The sequence below is a fragment of the Tessaracoccus sp. genome (genome assembly GCF_016714275.1).
Classification (GTDB): domain Bacteria; phylum Actinomycetota; class Actinomycetes; order Propionibacteriales; family Propionibacteriaceae; genus Arachnia.
The window spans coordinates 534,127-549,254 of sequence record NZ_JADJNP010000001.1 but is presented as its reverse complement, the minus strand read 5'-3'; the positions used below and the strand labels follow the sequence as shown (position 1 = coordinate 549,254).

Annotated in this window: 12 protein-coding genes; 5 read left to right on the top strand and 7 right to left on the bottom strand. The window is 68.3% G+C overall.

Annotation, left to right across the window (positions count from 1 at the left end):
- Positions 1-100: 100 nt before the first annotated feature.
- A complete protein-coding gene (gene kduI / locus IPJ61_RS02585; protein WP_297102703.1) occupies positions 101-919 on the top strand; it encodes a 5-dehydro-4-deoxy-D-glucuronate isomerase in 819 nt (272 codons plus the stop codon).
- On the opposite strand, the gene IPJ61_RS02580 is transcribed toward kduI, so the two are convergent.
- Both IPJ61_RS02580 and IPJ61_RS02575 read right to left on the bottom strand, forming a co-directional pair.
- The gene (locus IPJ61_RS02580) at positions 903-2,585 is read right to left on the bottom strand and encodes an ATP-binding cassette domain-containing protein (RefSeq protein WP_297102701.1); all 1,683 of its coding nucleotides are present in this window, start codon (positions 2,583-2,585) and stop codon (positions 903-905) included. The genes kduI and IPJ61_RS02580 overlap by 17 nt on opposite strands.
- 405 nt (positions 2,586-2,990) lie before the next feature.
- The gene (locus IPJ61_RS02575; protein ID WP_297102699.1) at positions 2,991-5,051 is read right to left on the bottom strand and encodes a type 1 glutamine amidotransferase family protein; all 2,061 of its coding nucleotides are present in this window, start codon (positions 5,049-5,051) and stop codon (positions 2,991-2,993) included.
- A 121-nt stretch (positions 5,052-5,172) separates the two neighbouring features.
- Between IPJ61_RS02575 and IPJ61_RS02570 the strand changes: the two genes are divergently transcribed.
- Genes IPJ61_RS02570 through IPJ61_RS02560 form a run of 3 tightly spaced genes read left to right on the top strand, consistent with a single transcriptional unit; the run spans position 5,173 to position 8,272 of the window.
- The gene (locus IPJ61_RS02570) at positions 5,173-5,658 is read left to right on the top strand and encodes a SigE family RNA polymerase sigma factor (protein ID WP_297102697.1); all 486 of its coding nucleotides are present in this window, start codon (positions 5,173-5,175) and stop codon (positions 5,656-5,658) included.
- Complete coding sequence (locus tag IPJ61_RS02565; protein ID WP_297102695.1) at positions 5,655-7,058, top strand: serpin family protein; 1,404 nt, start codon at positions 5,655-5,657, stop codon at positions 7,056-7,058. The genes IPJ61_RS02570 and IPJ61_RS02565 overlap by 4 nt, the downstream gene beginning before the upstream one ends.
- The gene (locus IPJ61_RS02560) at positions 7,055-8,272 is read left to right on the top strand and encodes a serpin family protein (RefSeq protein ID WP_297102693.1); all 1,218 of its coding nucleotides are present in this window, start codon (positions 7,055-7,057) and stop codon (positions 8,270-8,272) included. Before IPJ61_RS02565 ends, IPJ61_RS02560 begins: the two co-directional genes overlap by 4 nt.
- 18 nt (positions 8,273-8,290) lie before the next feature.
- Here IPJ61_RS02560 and IPJ61_RS02555 read toward each other — a convergent pair whose 3' ends face one another.
- Genes IPJ61_RS02555 through IPJ61_RS02535 form a run of 5 tightly spaced genes read right to left on the bottom strand, consistent with a single transcriptional unit; the run spans position 8,291 to position 13,994 of the window.
- Positions 8,291-10,207 (bottom strand): glycoside hydrolase family 127 protein, encoded by a 1,917-nt coding sequence (locus tag IPJ61_RS02555; protein WP_297102691.1) that lies wholly within the window; start codon positions 10,205-10,207, stop codon positions 8,291-8,293.
- A gap of 7 nt (positions 10,208-10,214) precedes the next feature.
- Positions 10,215-10,820, bottom strand: a complete 606-nt coding sequence (locus IPJ61_RS02550) for a YesL family protein (protein ID WP_297102689.1) — start codon at positions 10,818-10,820, stop codon at positions 10,215-10,217.
- A 6-nt stretch (positions 10,821-10,826) separates the two neighbouring features.
- Entirely contained in the window at positions 10,827-11,711 is an 885-nt protein-coding gene (locus IPJ61_RS02545; protein WP_297102687.1) for a carbohydrate ABC transporter permease, read from the bottom strand.
- Positions 11,708-12,613, bottom strand: a complete 906-nt coding sequence (locus IPJ61_RS02540) for a carbohydrate ABC transporter permease (RefSeq protein WP_297102685.1) — start codon at positions 12,611-12,613, stop codon at positions 11,708-11,710. The genes IPJ61_RS02545 and IPJ61_RS02540 overlap by 4 nt, the downstream gene beginning before the upstream one ends.
- Before the next feature lie 4 nt (positions 12,614-12,617).
- Positions 12,618-13,994, bottom strand: a complete 1,377-nt coding sequence (locus IPJ61_RS02535; protein WP_297102683.1) for an ABC transporter substrate-binding protein — start codon at positions 13,992-13,994, stop codon at positions 12,618-12,620.
- 118 nt (positions 13,995-14,112) lie between these two features.
- Here IPJ61_RS02535 and IPJ61_RS02530 point away from each other — a divergent pair, with 118 nt between their 5' ends.
- The gene (locus IPJ61_RS02530; protein ID WP_297102681.1) at positions 14,113-15,117 is read left to right on the top strand and encodes a LacI family DNA-binding transcriptional regulator; all 1,005 of its coding nucleotides are present in this window, start codon (positions 14,113-14,115) and stop codon (positions 15,115-15,117) included.
- Positions 15,118-15,128: the final 11 nt, after the last annotated feature.

The window sequence follows — 15,128 nt, the reverse complement described above, 5'->3', positions numbered from 1 at the left end:
TGGCGACTGCCGCCGAACCGCTGGTTGAGCCGCCGCACGAGGCGCAGCCGAGTCGGCGTGTCGAAACCAATAACCCGACAAAAACAACCAAGGAGAAACAATGGAACAGCGTTACGCCGTGAACCCCTACCAGGTCCCGGGCATGGACACTTCCGAGCTGCGGGACCGGTTCCTGGTGGCCGACCTCTTCGCGCCCGGCGAGGTGAGGGCGGTGTACACGCATCACGACCGGATCGTGCTCGGCGGCGCCACCCCCGTCGGCGCCCCGCTGCCGCTGCCGACGTTCCCGGAGATCCGCGCCGAGTACTTCCTCGAGCGGCGCGAGGTCGGCATCATCTCGATCGGCGAGACCGGAACGGTCACCGCTGACGGCGAGAGCTACGAGCTGCCGAAGGGCGCCTGCCTCTACCTCGGCCGCGGCGTCCGCGACGTCGTGTTCGACGGCGAGGGCGCGCAGTTCTACCTGTTCTCCGCCCCTGCCCATACCGCGTATCCGACGGCGCTCGTCCTCCCCGGCCAAGGCACGGTCCGAGAGCTGGGCGACCAGGTGACGTCGAATCGCCGCTCGCTGAACCAGTACATCCACGAGAACGGCGTCAAGAGCTGCCAGATCGTGATGGGCGTCACGCAGCTACATGAGGGCTCGATGTGGAACACCATGCCTGCCCACACGCACGACCGCCGCACCGAGTGCTACCTGTACTTCGACGTCCCCGCCGACGCGCGCGTCGTGCACCTGATGGGCGAACCCAGCGAGACAAGGCACCTCGTCGTCGCCGACCGCGAGGCAGTCATCTCCCCGAGCTGGTCGGTCCACTCGGGCGTCGGCACCGCCGCCTACTCGTTCGTCTGGGCCATGGCCGGCGAGAATCAGGCCTTCGACGACATGGACGGGTTCCCGATCAGCGAGATGCGCTGAGCCCCTGAGGCTGCCATCCGCCGGTCAACTGCGCTCGGAACATCCTCACGAACTCGCCGTCGCCTGCCACGAGGTCGTCGAAACTTCCCACCTCGACGATGTGACCGTCCCGAAACACGTAGATGGCGTCCATTTTTCGCAGGGTCCATGCTCGGTGGGACACGACGATCGTCAGGCGTTCGGCGCGCTGCCGGTAGAGCTCGTCGAAGATCTCCTCCTCTGCCACGGCGTCGATCGCGGACGTGGGCTCGTCAAGCACCCAGATCGCAGGCGCCCTGAGATGGATCCTCGCCAGAGCCAGGCGCTGCCACTGCCCTCCAGAGAGGCCGACCCCTCCCCACTGCTGGCCGAGCTGCGTGTCGAGGCCATCGGGCATGCCCCGCACGAATGCGCCGAACTGGGCGGCTTCGAGCGCCTGCCACACCCGATCGTCGGACACGCTCGCGTCCGGCGTACCCAGCAAGACAGCCTCTCGGACGGTGAACTCGTAGCGGCCGAACTCTTGAGACAGGAGGCCGAACAGCGAGAGCCTTGCTTGGGGCGCTAGCGTCGCGAGGTCGACGCCATCCACGGCGACGCCGCCGGTTCGCGTCGGAACTACGCCCAAGATCGCGTTGACCAAGGTTGTCTTCCCCGCACCGTTCATACCCACAAACGCGATCATCTGTCCGTGAGCTACCTTTAGGCTGGCCCCGCTCACTGCCGCGGACTCCGCGCCTTCGTAGACGACGGTCACGTCCTCGACCTCAAGGATCCCCACCGAATGAACGATGGCCTGCGGAGTCGCTTCGGGAACTGAAGCAAGGAACTCGCGATAGCGGGTGATCATCGGCGCGGTCTGCACCAGACGAGCCAACGCATCCCCGGCGGCGGCAGTGGCCTGGACGCCGGAGAGAACGGCCACCACGCCAACGGCGACGCCGCCAGCGCCTGACCCTGCGCGAACGAGAAAGGCGAGGGCGCCACACAGTAGTAGCGAGGTCGTTGCCGCGCCCAGGACATTTCCTCGAAGCAGTCTCGCCATCATCGAGTTCTTCAGTTTGTTGCGCCGACGCTGATGCTCGGTGACCATGCCCACCAGACGCTCCCCGCTCCCGAGCGTTGCCAGCTCGGTACCGGTCCGCTGCGAAACCGATTGTTCGGAGCCGTAGCCAACATGCCGATTCTCGGCGCCGATGGAGGCCCAGCCAGCGTCGAGCACCCGTGCGGCCCAGGAGGCAACCATGAGCAGTGGTACCACTGCGAGCACCACCAGGATGCCGGCGATGGCGTCGATATGCATCACGGCCGCGCACACACCAATCGCTGCCAGGATGCTGCGAAGCCCGGTCACGACGGCAAAGCTATGCCCAGCCACTTGGTCCAGTGAGTCGCGACAGGCTTGGAGCTCGGCGTTCGTCTCCTCCGTAGCGAGGCGATCCGGAGTGAGGCGACAGACCGCCTTCAGCATCGTCCGCTGTTCCTGGAGGTAGACCTCGCTGGTGATGCGCTCTGTGACGAAACCACCGAGATCTCCAGCGACCTGTGCAACGCCGACAGTGACACCGAGCGCGATCAGCGCAACTGCGACATTCTCACCGCTGTCGAGCGCAGTAGTGACCCACTGAAGTAACAGAATCTGTGCGGCAGGGAGCGCAGACAGCGCGAGATTCAGCCCCAGGGTCAAAGCGAACGACCATGGTGCGGCCCGCCAGGCACGTACAAGCCCATACCACGCGCCTTCCAAACACGTTCCGGATCGGCTGGTCGCGCTGGTTGGGCATCTACGGCTCCTTTAGGGACGGGCTTCGACTACACTAGCCGCGCCCACGCGGGGCGCCGGGTCTGGATGTCCGGTCGGTGTGCGAACTGTGACGCACCGGCTTCGGGGACGCCGGCGACGAAGAAGGTCGGTTGCCTGAGCTGGCGCTACTTGGCGGACCGAACGGATCCGACGCTACTTGGCCGTTCTTGGAGGGATTCCTCCCAACGGGGCCGGTTAGCGTCGGATCGGTCCGCTGTCCCGGGTATCCCGGGGTCAAGTGCTCCGGGACTCGCCGAGTCGGCTCAACTAGGGCTGGGGGAATCTGAGTCAGACCTCTACGTAGGCTGCTGCGTGGCCCGGCAGCCAGCCGGGGGCTCCGGGCACCTGCGAGATGACGCGCCGGCCGCTCAGCGCGCCGATGTCGATCGGATGGCTGCGGTGGTTGATGACGACCGCGCGGTCGCCGAACCGCGCCACCTCCAGGCCCCGAGACGGAGGTAGCACCGCCAGCGGGGAGGACCCGATGAGCGCCTCGACCGGCGTGCGGCGCAGCAGCACCAACGGGTGCTGTTCGCGCTTGCCGTACTGCGGCGGGACGATCGGCATGTGCTGGCGGCAGTACGCGTACCCGTACTCGAACCCGAACGAGTAGACGGTGCCGGCACCGCGCCGCGTCTCCGCCAGGGCGGGCAGCCCAGAGCCCAGGTAGCTGCCCAGCGCGGTGGCCGCGGGGTAGGCGACGATCGACCAGCCGTGGGGGATGAGCTCGTCCTCCCAGGCGATGCAGTCGAACTCGTGGGGTTGCTCGACGATGCCCAACGCCCGGGCGGGGCCGCAGCCGGGGCCGTGGAACACCGTGCCGCCGCCGTCGACGAACGCGGCGACGGCGGACTCGAGCGCCGCGTTGTCGCCGACGTCATACAGGGGGTTGGCGGGGATCACGAGGGTCGCGTAATCGGCGAGCGCCCCGGCCGCGACCTGGTCCGGATGCAGGATGTCGACGTGCCAGCCGAGATCGGTGAACTGCCGGTACCAGCCGAGCAGATCCATCCGGTGCCTGCCGCCCTCGTCGAGCTCCAGGGGCTCGTACAGGTTGGTCTCCGCGGGGAACAGCAGCGCGACCTCGCGGGCCCGGGGCTCCGTCAGGAGCGGGATGACCTGGGCGGCCCACGCGTTGCCGTCGCGCACCGACTGCTTGACGCCGTCGTCCATCCGGTAGAGGACGCCGCCGTCGTCGAGGCCGCTGTAGCCGTACGCGTGGTACCCGTTCGCCCCGCCGGCGACGAGCGTCGCGACGGCCTCCGCAGGAGTCACGATGTCGTAGATGCCCTGGTTGACATGCCTCCCGAGGTAGACGCCCGCGCTGAACCGGGATCCGCCGTTGGCCGCGCGCATGATCGCGGCGTCGACGCTCACCACCATCGCGTCCGGGCGGCTTTCCGCGTTCAGCGGCGCGGTGATGAACCAGGCGTTGTCGACGTGCGGCGCGATCCGGTAGACGTCGAGCGCGCGCTGCCCGGTCTGCCACTCCGGCCGCCCCGGGGGAGTGAAGAAGTAGCCCCATTGGTGGAGGATCGGCTCGGCGGAGACGCCCAGCCGGCGCCAGTGCGGCGCCATGTCCGCGAAGTAGTTGACGAGAACGTCGGCGAGGTAGGCCTGGTTGTCGACCCAACGTCGGAAGTCCGGGGTCCGGGCGGCGATGTCCGCGGCCGTCGGCAGCGCACAGTCGAGCCAGCCGACCTCCTCGGGCCGGAGCCAGTACTGGCTGGGCTGGAGATCGTCGAACGAGCTGGCCTCGACGCCGTAGGCATCGGCGAGCCGGGTGACGTCGCCGGCGTACCGGTTGCTGAGCCAGTTCAGGTAGTGGCGCCGGCCGTCATCATCGAAGCTGGGCTTCGCGATCGGGTCGAACATGGTCTGCATCAGCACCCTGCCGTCGGCGCTGCGGCGCATGCCCGCGCCGTAGAGGTCGAGCAGCCCGGTGACGTGCGCGACCATGGACTCCTGCGCGCGCGACGACCAGTACTTGTAGGTGCCCATCGGGGTCCCGTCCGGCCGGATCGTCTCCTCACCCCGCACCGGAGGCACGTCGCGAATGGTGGGGTAGAGGTTGTCGCCGGAGAGGTAGAGCGCCAGGCAGGTGTAGTCCATCCCGCGCGCCGCGGCCTCCGCCATCATCAGCTCCTGCATGCCGACGTACCCGCTGGCGGGCTCGCCGCGGTAGCGCGCGAAGAAGTCCTCCCACGGCTTGGAGTCGAGGTTGATCGTCGTGAATCCGAGGTTGGCCACCTCGGCGAGACCGTGCCGCATGGCCTCCGCGTCGCTGTGGAACGGCTCGAAGAAGTTGCCGAACCACAGCTGCAGGCGGGGGTTCTCGGGGGAGGTCATGGTGGCCTTTCGGTCGGAAACAGCACAGGTCTACCAAAGTCGTCGGACATTTTCATCAAGTGCGCAACAAGGGGGACAACCTTTGAGGGGGCCCGCAGCGTCGTAGGGTCAGGAGGTGGACATGGGCGGGCTCGAGGCCTTCCTCGCCGAGCGCGGCGGGGTGCTGCTGCGCGCCGCCCGCGTGCTGACCGGCGATCCCGGCCACGCCGAGGACCTCCTCCAGACGGCGCTCTCGAAAACGTTGGGCGCCTACGCCACCCTCTCCACCGAGCAACAGTTCGAGGCCTACCTCCGCACGACGATGTACCGCACGTACGTGTCGTGGTGGCGACGGCGCAGCTGGCGGTCGGAGGTGCCGAGCGAGGTCGTCCCGGAGCGACGGCACGACGAGCCGGGCCCGGAGCAGCGCGTCGACGTGCTGCGCGCGCTCGCGGGCCTGCCCAGGATGCAGCGCGCCGTCGTGACGATGCGCTACCTGGACGACCAGCCCATCGCCGAGGTGGCCCGCGCGCTCGGGATTAGCGAGGGCGCCGTCAAGAAGTACGCCCACCGAGGGTGCGCCGCCCTGCGCGGGTCCGCGCACCTGACCCAGGAGGTCGAACCATGACCGACGATCCCGAGATCTCCCGCGCGCTGCACGACGCAGCGTCCATCCCCGAAGTGCCGACCGGCCTGCTGGCGGGCGCCCATCGACGGCGCACGGCCCGGCGCCGCGCCGCCCTGCGCGCGGGCGGAGTCTTCGCGATTGTCGCGGCCGCTGCTGTCATCGTCCCCGTCCTTCCCCTCGGCGGGAGCATGCCCACGGGAGCGCTCGATAGCGGGTCCGCGGCAGGTGGGAAGAGTGAGTCCCAGGACGAAGGGGTGTCCGGCGGCGGAGCCCCGGCCGCGCCGCTTCCGAACCCGCAGTTCGCGCACACCGAGGGCATGGCGGAGGCCGCGACCGCCAGCGAGGCGCTCGCCTGGTCCGGTATCCATTCGAGCGTCGGGCCCAACCGGATCCTGTCGCCGAGCTCGCTGTCGTTGTCCCTGGCCGTGGCCGCGGAGGGTGCAGGCGGAGCCTCGCTGGCGAGCGCGAACGCCGCGCTCGGCCTGGAGGGTGAGACGCGGTCCCTTGCGTATGGCGCGCTGCGTCAGTCGTTGGAGGAGTACGAGGCGTCGCCAGGGTCCGTCGACCTGGATGAGCCGCCCGCGACCCCAGCTGTTCATCAGGCGAACCGCCTCGTCACCCTCGGTGTGCCGCTGGAACCGAGCTTCCTCGCCGCCCTCGACCGCTACTTCGCGGTGCCTGTGGAGGACGTCGAGCGGTCCGTAGCGCAGGCGAATCTCGACGCGTGGGTGCGTGAGGAGACCGGTGGGCTGATCGAGCGCTCCGGCGTGAAGGTCCAAGACGACACGGTTGCGGTGATCCAGGACGCGCTCCTCTTCGCGGCCGCCTGGAGGACGCCGCTGGAGGACGAGGACAGCGTCCGGTTCGACGGGCCCGACGGTGATGAGCGGATCCCGGGGGTGAGTGGTGAGGTCGAGGCGCGGATGGCGGAGGGCGCGCGCTGGACTGCCGTCCGGCTCCCGTACGACGACACGCTTGCGGCCGACGTCATCCTCCCCCGCGAGGGGGTCGCGCCTCTCGACCTCACCGCGGAAGACCTCGCCGAGGCGAGGGCGGCGCTGGACGCCGCGGAACCGACGAAGGTGTGGGTGCGCATGCCCACGTTCGACCTGGCCGTGAAGACGGACCTGCTGGAGGCGCTGCCCCAGGTGGACCTCTCCGACCTCAGCGGCATGGGCGCCGGTCTCACCGTCGACCAGTGGGTGCAGCAGGCGCGGCTCCGCGTGACGGCCAGGGGAACCGTCGGCGCGGCGGTAACGGAGATCGTGGTCGGGGAGTCAGCGCAGTCGCGCGACCGGGAGTTCGTCGTCGACCGACCCTACGTCTTACGCGTGCTCGACACCCGCACGGGCTGGCCGCTGTTCCTCGCCGCCATCTCGGACCCCAAGGAGCAGCCGTGATCCGTTCGAAGAGACTGATTCCGGTCGCGCTGGCCTTGACCGTGGCGTCGATGTTCGCGTGCTCGTCGGGGGCGGCGTCGGAAGAGGTGACCGGCGCGGGTGCCGTGCTCTCCCTCCCGTTCGACAGCACGCCGGGCGTGAAGGACGCCGCTGCGGCGAGCGAGGCGCTGGCCTGGGAGGTCATCGGCGGCATGGACTCCGCGAACCGGGTGACGTCGCCGAGTTCGATGGCGATGAGCCTCGCCATGGTGGGGGAGGGTGCCGTCGGGCCGTCCGCGGCGAGCATCGACGAGACCCTCGGCCTCGCCGGCGACGAGCGGTCGATGGCGTTCGGTGCGCTGCGGCAGTCACTCGCGGGCTACGCGGGGCTGCCGAAGAAGGTCGATGCGAAGAACCCGCCCGACACCCCGGTCGTCCACCAGGCCAGCCGCGTGCTGGTGATCGGCGAGCCGATCCACCAGCCGTTCCTCGACCGGCTGAAGAAGTACTACGACGCGCCCGCGGCGCAGGCGGAACGCGAGGGCGCCCAGGGCGACCTCAACGCCTGGGTGCGCAAGAACACGGCCGGGCTGATCGACAAGTCGGGGATCAAGGTGACGTCGGACACCCGCGCGGTGGTCCAGGACGCGGTGCTGTTCGCGGCGGCATGGGAGCAGGAGTTCAGCTACGAGCCGAGGCTCCCGTTCCACACGCCCGACGGCGACAAGGACGCGAGCTTCGTGTCGGGAACCCCGGAGGCGCGCTGGGCCGACGGCGATCGGTGGAAGGCCGTGCGCCTCTCCTACGACGGCGTGCTCGCCGCCGACGTGATCCTCCCGAACGAGGGCGTGACACCGAGCCAGCTGACCGCCAAGGACCTGGCGGACGCCACGGAGGAGTTGGGCGCGTCGGCGCCGGATGCGGGCACCGTCGTCATGCCGTCGTTCGACGTCGCGGCGAAGATCGACCTGCTCGAGGGCCTCCCGGAGCTGGATCTCGACCACCTGGACGGGATCCTTCCGGAGGGCTACCTCGAGCAATGGGTCCAGCAGGTGCGGCTCCAGGTGAGCGCCAAGGGCACGGTCGGGGTCGCGGTCACCGAGGCCGGCGCCGCCGGGGGCGCCGCGCCCACAGAGCCCTTCGTCGTCGACCGCCCGTACGTGTTCCGCGTCCTCGACACGCGCACGGGCTGGCCGCTGTTCCTCGCCGTCATCGCTGATCCCACCGCTGACTGAGCGCCGAGCTGATCCCCGTCAGCGCTCGACGGTCTCCCGGATCCAGACCGTCATATCCGATTGGCCGCGGTTGCCCCAGGTCGCGTAGGGGACCGCGCGGAGTTCGGCGGTGTTGGTGGCCGGAGGTTCGGAACAGTACAGCGCGCCGTCGTCCCACTGCTCGACGCGTCCGTGGGCCTGTAGCACGACCATGTCGGCGTCGTCGCTCCGCGACGCGGTGATCTCCGCGCTCCTGGGGAGGGTGAGCGTGGCCACAGGCGCCGTGTGGTCGACGCCCTCGAGGCAGTAGACGATCGGGCCGAGCTCAAGGGCCACCTTGCCGAGATTCTCGGCGACGCGGAGGTTCGACCATGTCCGGCGCGGCGACAAGCAGAGGTCGAGGGTGACCGTGTCGCCGGCGTGCCACTCGCGATCGATGCGTAGGTAGCCGTCAACCGGGGACGCGGTGAAGGGCACGCCGTTGATGCGCGCGGTGTGGGCTGCCCAGGATGGGATACGGAGGGCCAACGCGAAGGCCTCGCCGTCGTTCTCCGGGATCACCGAAATCTCCACCACGCCGTCGCGAGGGTAGCTGGTCTCCTGACGGATCGTGGCGCCCGCGCCGTCGAAGTCGAACCGCGCGGTGCTGCTCGCGTACAGGTTCACGACGGCCTCGCGCTTGCCCTGCGCGTAGAGGTAGCGGCCCAGCTCACTGATCAGGCGTGCGAGGTTCGGCGGGCAACAGGCGCAGCCGAACCATTCGTGGCGGTGGACGTCGCCGTCGCTGGCGAGCGGGTTGCCGTAGAAGTAGTGCGTGCCGTCGGCGGACGCGCCGGACAGCACGCCGTTGTAGAGCGCGCGCTCCAAGACGTCGACGAACTGACCTTCGCCGGTGAGGTTCCCCATTCGCTGCGCCCACTGGACGAGGCCGATGGCCGCGCATGTCTCCGCGTAGCCGCGGAGGTTCGGCAGCTCGTACGGGGCGGCGAACCCCTCGATGGACGGATCGGCTCCGAGACCTCCTGTGATGTAGAGCTTGGTGTCGGCCATGTCCCGCCACAGTCGCCGGGCGGCCGCGAGGAGGTCGCCGTCGTCGTACTCGGCGGCGAGATCCGTAACCGCGCTCAGGTGGTACATGGCGCGCACGGAGTGCCCGACGATGGCGTCCTGTTCCCGGATGGGGAGGTGGCTCTGGTTGTACTCGCGGAAGCGCTGTGGTTCGCGCTCGCGCTGCGGGAAGGCGCACTCGAAGTAGCCAGGGGTCCCGCGCCGCTCGGCCTCGCGCTCGTAGTAGAAGGGCTGCGTGCCGCGATCGTCGATCATCTTCTTTGAGAGGTCGAGGTAGCGACGGTCACCGGTGACCCGATAGAGCTTGACGAGCGCCAGCTCGATCTCCTGGTGGCCGTCGTAGCCGCCCTCGCACTGCCCGCCGGGACCGAAGACCTGAACGAGGAGGTCGGCGTACCGTCGCACGATCGTCAGCAGGGTCTCCTTGCCGGTGGCTTGGTAGTGGGCCACTCCGGCCTCGATCAGGTGACCGGCACAGTACAGCTCGTGGGCGTCGCGGAGGTCGGTGAAGCGCGCGTCGGGCCGCACGAGCGTGAAGTAGACGTTCAGGTACCCATCGGGCTGCTGCGCACCCGCGAGCAGGTCGATGACCCGGTCCACGGCGGCGTCCAGCTCGGCGTCCTCGCCCTGCGCGAGACAGTAGCTGGCCGCTTCGAGCCACTTGGCGACATCGCTCTCCCAGAAGATATGGGGCTCGTTGGGGTCGCCGGGGCGCCAGTTCAGCGAGAGCGCGCCGAACTGTCCCGTGCGGTGCAGCATCTCTTCCTGATGCCACAGCGTCTTGGTGTGGATCTGCTCCTGTCGTGGCGACCAGAAGGAGTCGTGGATCTGGACGTCGGTCAGGGCGAGTGGACGACGGGGGTACCCGCCGGCGGATGTGGGATGCACAGGTCTCCTAAGGGGTTGGTTGGAGTGAGCGGACGGGACCGCTGAGGGATCTCAGGATCGTCGCGCGGCTGAACTGGATGTGCGCCCCGACGAGCAACGGGAGCGTCACGGGGAGGAGCACGCCGACGGCGGTGAGCGTGATCCCGAGTCCGAATACCGCCGCCGCGGCTGTGGGACGACCGACGGCCAGCACGACGGCGTCGCCGAGGGACGCCGGCCCGCCGTGCTCACCGGCGATGATCGCGAGGTAGGAAGGAAGGACGACAGCGCCAAGGAGGAGGAGAAGGCCGACCGCGAGCACCGGTGCGATCACCCACCCCGGCACGGCAGCCCTGCCTGCCCAGTGGAGGCCGACGGCAAGGTCGGAAAGGCCGATGACGAACGCGCCGAGTACCACGAGCTGGGGACCGACGGCTCGCTTCAGAGCAGAGCGAAAGGCGCGGAGGAACCGCGTGGGCACTGAGCCGCTCCCTTCGCCGCCCAGCGTGGCCGAGCCCGCCGTGAGGGCCGCCAGTGCTGTCACGAGTGGCAGGCTGGCGATGAGGACGAGAAGGCCGACGACGGCGCAGTCGGCTACGCGCTCCAGGAACCGACGCAGCGGCGTGCCATTCATCTCCGGTCACCCCTTCACGCCGGTCAGGGCGATGCCTTCCATGATCTGGCGCTGGGCGAAGAAGAACAGCACGAGCAACGGCGTGATCACCATGACGGATGCGGCCATGAGCAGCCCCCACTGCGAGTTGTACAGGCCGCGGAACGCCGCGAGGCCCAGGCTGAGGGTCGCCTTGTCGGGGTCGGAGAGGTAGATCAGCGGGTTCAGCAGATCGTTCCACGCGGCGATGATGGTGAAGACGGCGACGAGAGTGAGCGGACCCTTGTTGAGCGGCAGGATGACGCGCCAGTAGACGGTCCACGGGCTTCCGCCGTCGATGTAGACCGCGTTGTCGAGGTCGTTGGGGATCGTGAGGAAGAACTGACGCAGCATGAAGATGTTGAACGCCCCGCCAGCGGCGAAGAATGCGGGAATGGTCAGAGGCACGTAGGTGTCGACGAACCCGAGCTTCTGCCACGCGATGAACGTCGGGATGAGCGTCACCGCATAGGGCAGCATCATTCCCGTCATCAGGAGCCCGAAGAACAGGTTCCGACCGCGCCACTGCAACCGCGAGAACGCGAATGCTGCCGCCGAGCAGCTGAGCAGGGTTCCCGGCACGACCATGACGATGATGTTGAGGGTGTTGAGGAGGTAGCGGCCGAACGGCGCCGCGGCGAGCGCGTCCGGGTAGTTCGACCACACCACCGGGTCGGGGATCCACTTCGGCGGCGAGGTGAAGATCTGGACCTGATCCATCAGCGAGCTGCGGATGAGCCACAGGAATGGCCCGAGAGCGAACACGGCACCGCCGATGAGGAGGATCAGCACGACGGCTTGGGCGAGCCTGCCCGATGCCTTGATCGACCGGTTGCTGCGCGAAGCCCTTGGCTCGGGTGGAGCAGCTGTCATCGCTTTCCTCCCTCATAGAAGACCCACTGCCTCGACGTGCGGAACAGGAGGACGGTGACGACGAGGATGATCAGGAACAGGATCCAGGCCAGCGCGCTCGCGTAGCCGAGCTGGCCCTCGCCGAAGGCCTTGGAGTACAGGTAGAACACATAGACGAGGGTGGCGTTGTTGGGTCCGCCCTGCGTCATGACGTAGGCCGCGTCGAAGATCTGGACCGCCGCGATCATGCCGGTGATGAGGTTGAACAGGATCACCGGGCTGATGGAGGGCAGCGTGATGTGCCACATTCTGCGGAGCGGGCTGGCGCCGTCGCATTCGGCCGCCTCGTAGAGCTCCCGCGAGACGCCCTGGAGCCCGGCGAGGAAGACGAGCGTCATGTTGCCGAATCCCCAGATCGCCATGAGCGCGACGGAGGGGATGGCGGTCTCCTCGCCGTAGACCCAGAGCGACGGCGGAAGCCCGAACAGCTTGAGCACCTCGTTCAGTAGCCCCGAGTCGGGGTTGAAGAGCCAGAGCCACAGCACGGCGCTCGCGACGGGAGGGACGAGGACGGGGAGGTAGTAGATCGTCCTGAACGTGCTCCTGCCGCGCTTGGCCTTGTTCAGCAGCGACGCTGTGAGGAACGCCACGATGAGGCCACCGGGCACGGCCAGAATGGCGTAGTAGCCGGTGACGCTGAGCGACTTCCAGAACAGCGAGTCCTGGGCGATGGCGGTGTAGTTGCCGAGACCGACGAACTGGGGCGACTGTCCGATCGTCCAGCTCGTCGTACCGATGACGCCGGAGGCGATCATCGGGCTGAGGGTGAACACGAGGAAGCCGACGACCGCCGGCAACGCGAAGATCCACCCCCATCGCCCTTGGCTGCGCTGAAGCCCGTTCCGCGGGCGCGTGCGTCTCATCGGCTCAGCTGGCGATGTCGCGGTAGGAACCCTGCATCTGCTTGTTGACCTCCTCGGCCAGCTTCTTCACGGCTGCAGGGATGTCGGTCTTCTTGGTGAACAGCGCGCCCAGCCCGTTGTTCAGCGTCGTGGAGATGGTGCTGGTGAAGTTCTTGATCTTGTACGACGGGTACGGCACCGGATTGTCCAGGGTCGAGGCGATCACGGATGAGCGGTAGTTCGAAGGATGCACATCATCGTTCACCCAGGCCGCGATGCCGGCCTCGTCCGTGTGGTACTTCTCCTGGAGCGGCATCCACAGGCCCGAGGCGAAGAGCGGCACCTTCGACGGATCCGCCATCTTCAGGAGGAGCTCGAGGCCGGCATCGACGTGCGGGCTTCCGCTGAACACCGCGCTGGCCCCGCCGATGATCGTGGTCACCGGGCGCTCGAACTTCGGCAGCACGGCCGAGTTGTAGTTCAGGTTCGGGGTCTGCGAGAGGTCGAGCAGCGCCCATTGCCCGTCGACGGCCATGGCGACGCGCTTGCTGGCCAGCAGTAGCCCGGTGGATGCGCCGAAGGTGCTGGCCTGCGCCGGTGTGGGGGAGACGCGGTGGGTGAAGATGAGGTCGGAGATGTTCTGCAGCACCTCGATCGCCTCGGGCGTGTCGATGTTGGTCTTCGTGCCCTCCTCGTCGAACAGGTCGATGCCGTTGCTCTTGAACAGTGCGACGAGGCTGGGAAGCGACGTCGGGGCTGCGACGCCGTAGACGCGGACCTTCTGCGCGTTGAACCCGCTGTCCGACGGGTGGCGGCCCTCGTCGTCGACGGTCATCTTGTCGGCCGCCTCGGCCAAGGCGTCGAACTTCCACGCCTCTCCGGGGGACGCCGGTGGCGTGACCCCTGCCGCAGAGGTGACGTCCTCGTCGAACCACATCACCATTACTTCCACGGCGCTCTGGCTGACCGCGCCGTCGTCGGACCAGTGATGCACCGTGCCGGGGATGAACTCGTCGAAGCCTGGCCGGCCCGCGATGCTGACGATCTTTCCTTGCTCACCGAGGCGCATGGCCATGCTCTCGGTGAGGTAGCCGGCGTCCGGGGGTGTGTTCGCGGCGAGCAGCGTGTTGAGCTTGGTCTCGTAGTTGTCCGGGATGCTCTGGGGCTTGGGGTTCAGCCCGGCCTCCTTGGCGAAGTCGTTGACCACGCGCGAGACGGCCTCCTTTTCGCCGCCCGTGCCCCAGAACGTGAAGACGAAGTCCTTGCTCGCCGGGGCACCGGAGCCCTGTGGAGCCGAATTGCTGCTGGTGAAGTTGGAGCAGCCGGCGCCCGCGAGCGCGACCGCTGTGAGCCCTCCTGCGGAGAGACCGAAGAACTGACGACGTGAGGTGGAGATGGCCATGTGAGTACTTCCTTGTAGGTATGGCTGGTCGAAACCGGTGTGGAAACCGGTTTCGACCCCGGTTTCTGTAGCGTAGGCCGCAGGCGTTGGTGTGTTAATGCCTGCGGGAGGGGTCGTGATGGGCATCGCAGATCGAGCGGAGATGGTGACTCTTGCGGACGTGGCCGAACGCGCAGGCGTCTCCAAGTCCACAGCGTCCAAGGCGCTGACCGGTCGCTACGGGGTCAGCCCTGCTACGCGCGACCGCGTGACCCGGGTGGCGGAGGAACTCCGTTTCGTGCCGAACCTGTTGGCGCGCGGCCTGGGCGGCGGCCGCACCCACACGGTCGGGATCGTGACGCCGGACATCGACGGCAGGTTCGCGCCCCAGATCATGGCGGGCGTCGAAGACGCCCTGGGGGCTGATCGCTCGTCGGTGATCATGTGCAACTCCCGCGGACGCGAGGACTGGGAGGTCCACCACATCCGCGAGCTGCTGCAGCGATCCGTCGACGGCTTGATCATGGTCGGCAACCGGCCGGAACCCCGCGCCCCCATCGCCGTCGACTCCCCGGTGCCGGTGGTCTATGCCTTCGCCCCGTCGACCGAGGAGAACGACACGTCGGTCGTCTGCGACAACGTGGAGGCGGGACGTATGGCCGTGCGTCACCTCGTCGCCCTGGGCAAGCGCAGGATCGTGCACTTCGGAGGCCCCGACGACGAGGATGCGGCGCGAGACCGACGGCGCGGTGTCGAGGAGGGACTGAAGGAGGCCAACCTCGCGCCGGTTCCCTGCGGGATATCGGGCACGTGGAGCGAGCAGTGGGGGTGGGATGCCGCAGCCCGCCTCCTCGATGAAGGCGTTGCGTTCGACGGCGTCGTCGGCGGGGATGACCAGGTGGCGAGGGGGGCGCTGGACCAGCTCCTCTCGCGGGGTCGCAAGGTGCCGCAGGAGGTGGAGGTGATCGGATTCGACAACTGGATGGTCATCAGCCAGTACTCCCGCAACCCGTTCTCCAGCGTCGACCTCGACCTGTACGAGGTGGGACGCGTGGCCGCGAACGCGCTTCTGGAGCTCGACGGCCCAGCCCCGGGAGTCCGACGCGTGGCGGGCAAGGTCGTCGTTCGCCCCGAACGAGGCTGAACCGTCATCCT

Bases quoted from the DNA above. Each gene is read 5' to 3' on its own strand.
- kduI (WP_297102703.1), top strand. From the start codon at position 101: ATGGAACAGCGTTACGCCGTGAACCCCTACCAGGTCCCGGGCATGGAC.
- IPJ61_RS02575 (WP_297102699.1), bottom strand. From the start codon at position 5,051: ATGACCTCCCCCGAGAACCCCCGCCTGCAGCTGTGGTTCGGCAACTTC.
- IPJ61_RS02570 (WP_297102697.1), top strand. From the start codon at position 5,173: ATGGGCGGGCTCGAGGCCTTCCTCGCCGAGCGCGGCGGGGTGCTGCTG.
- IPJ61_RS02565 (WP_297102695.1), top strand. From the start codon at position 5,655: ATGACCGACGATCCCGAGATCTCCCGCGCGCTGCACGACGCAGCGTCC.
- IPJ61_RS02550 (WP_297102689.1), bottom strand. From the start codon at position 10,820: ATGAATGGCACGCCGCTGCGTCGGTTCCTGGAGCGCGTAGCCGACTGC.
- IPJ61_RS02545 (WP_297102687.1), bottom strand. From the start codon at position 11,711: ATGACAGCTGCTCCACCCGAGCCAAGGGCTTCGCGCAGCAACCGGTCG.
- IPJ61_RS02540 (WP_297102685.1), bottom strand. From the start codon at position 12,613: ATGAGACGCACGCGCCCGCGGAACGGGCTTCAGCGCAGCCAAGGGCGA.
- IPJ61_RS02535 (WP_297102683.1), bottom strand. From the start codon at position 13,994: ATGGCCATCTCCACCTCACGTCGTCAGTTCTTCGGTCTCTCCGCAGGA.
- IPJ61_RS02530 (WP_297102681.1), top strand. From the start codon at position 14,113: ATGGGCATCGCAGATCGAGCGGAGATGGTGACTCTTGCGGACGTGGCC.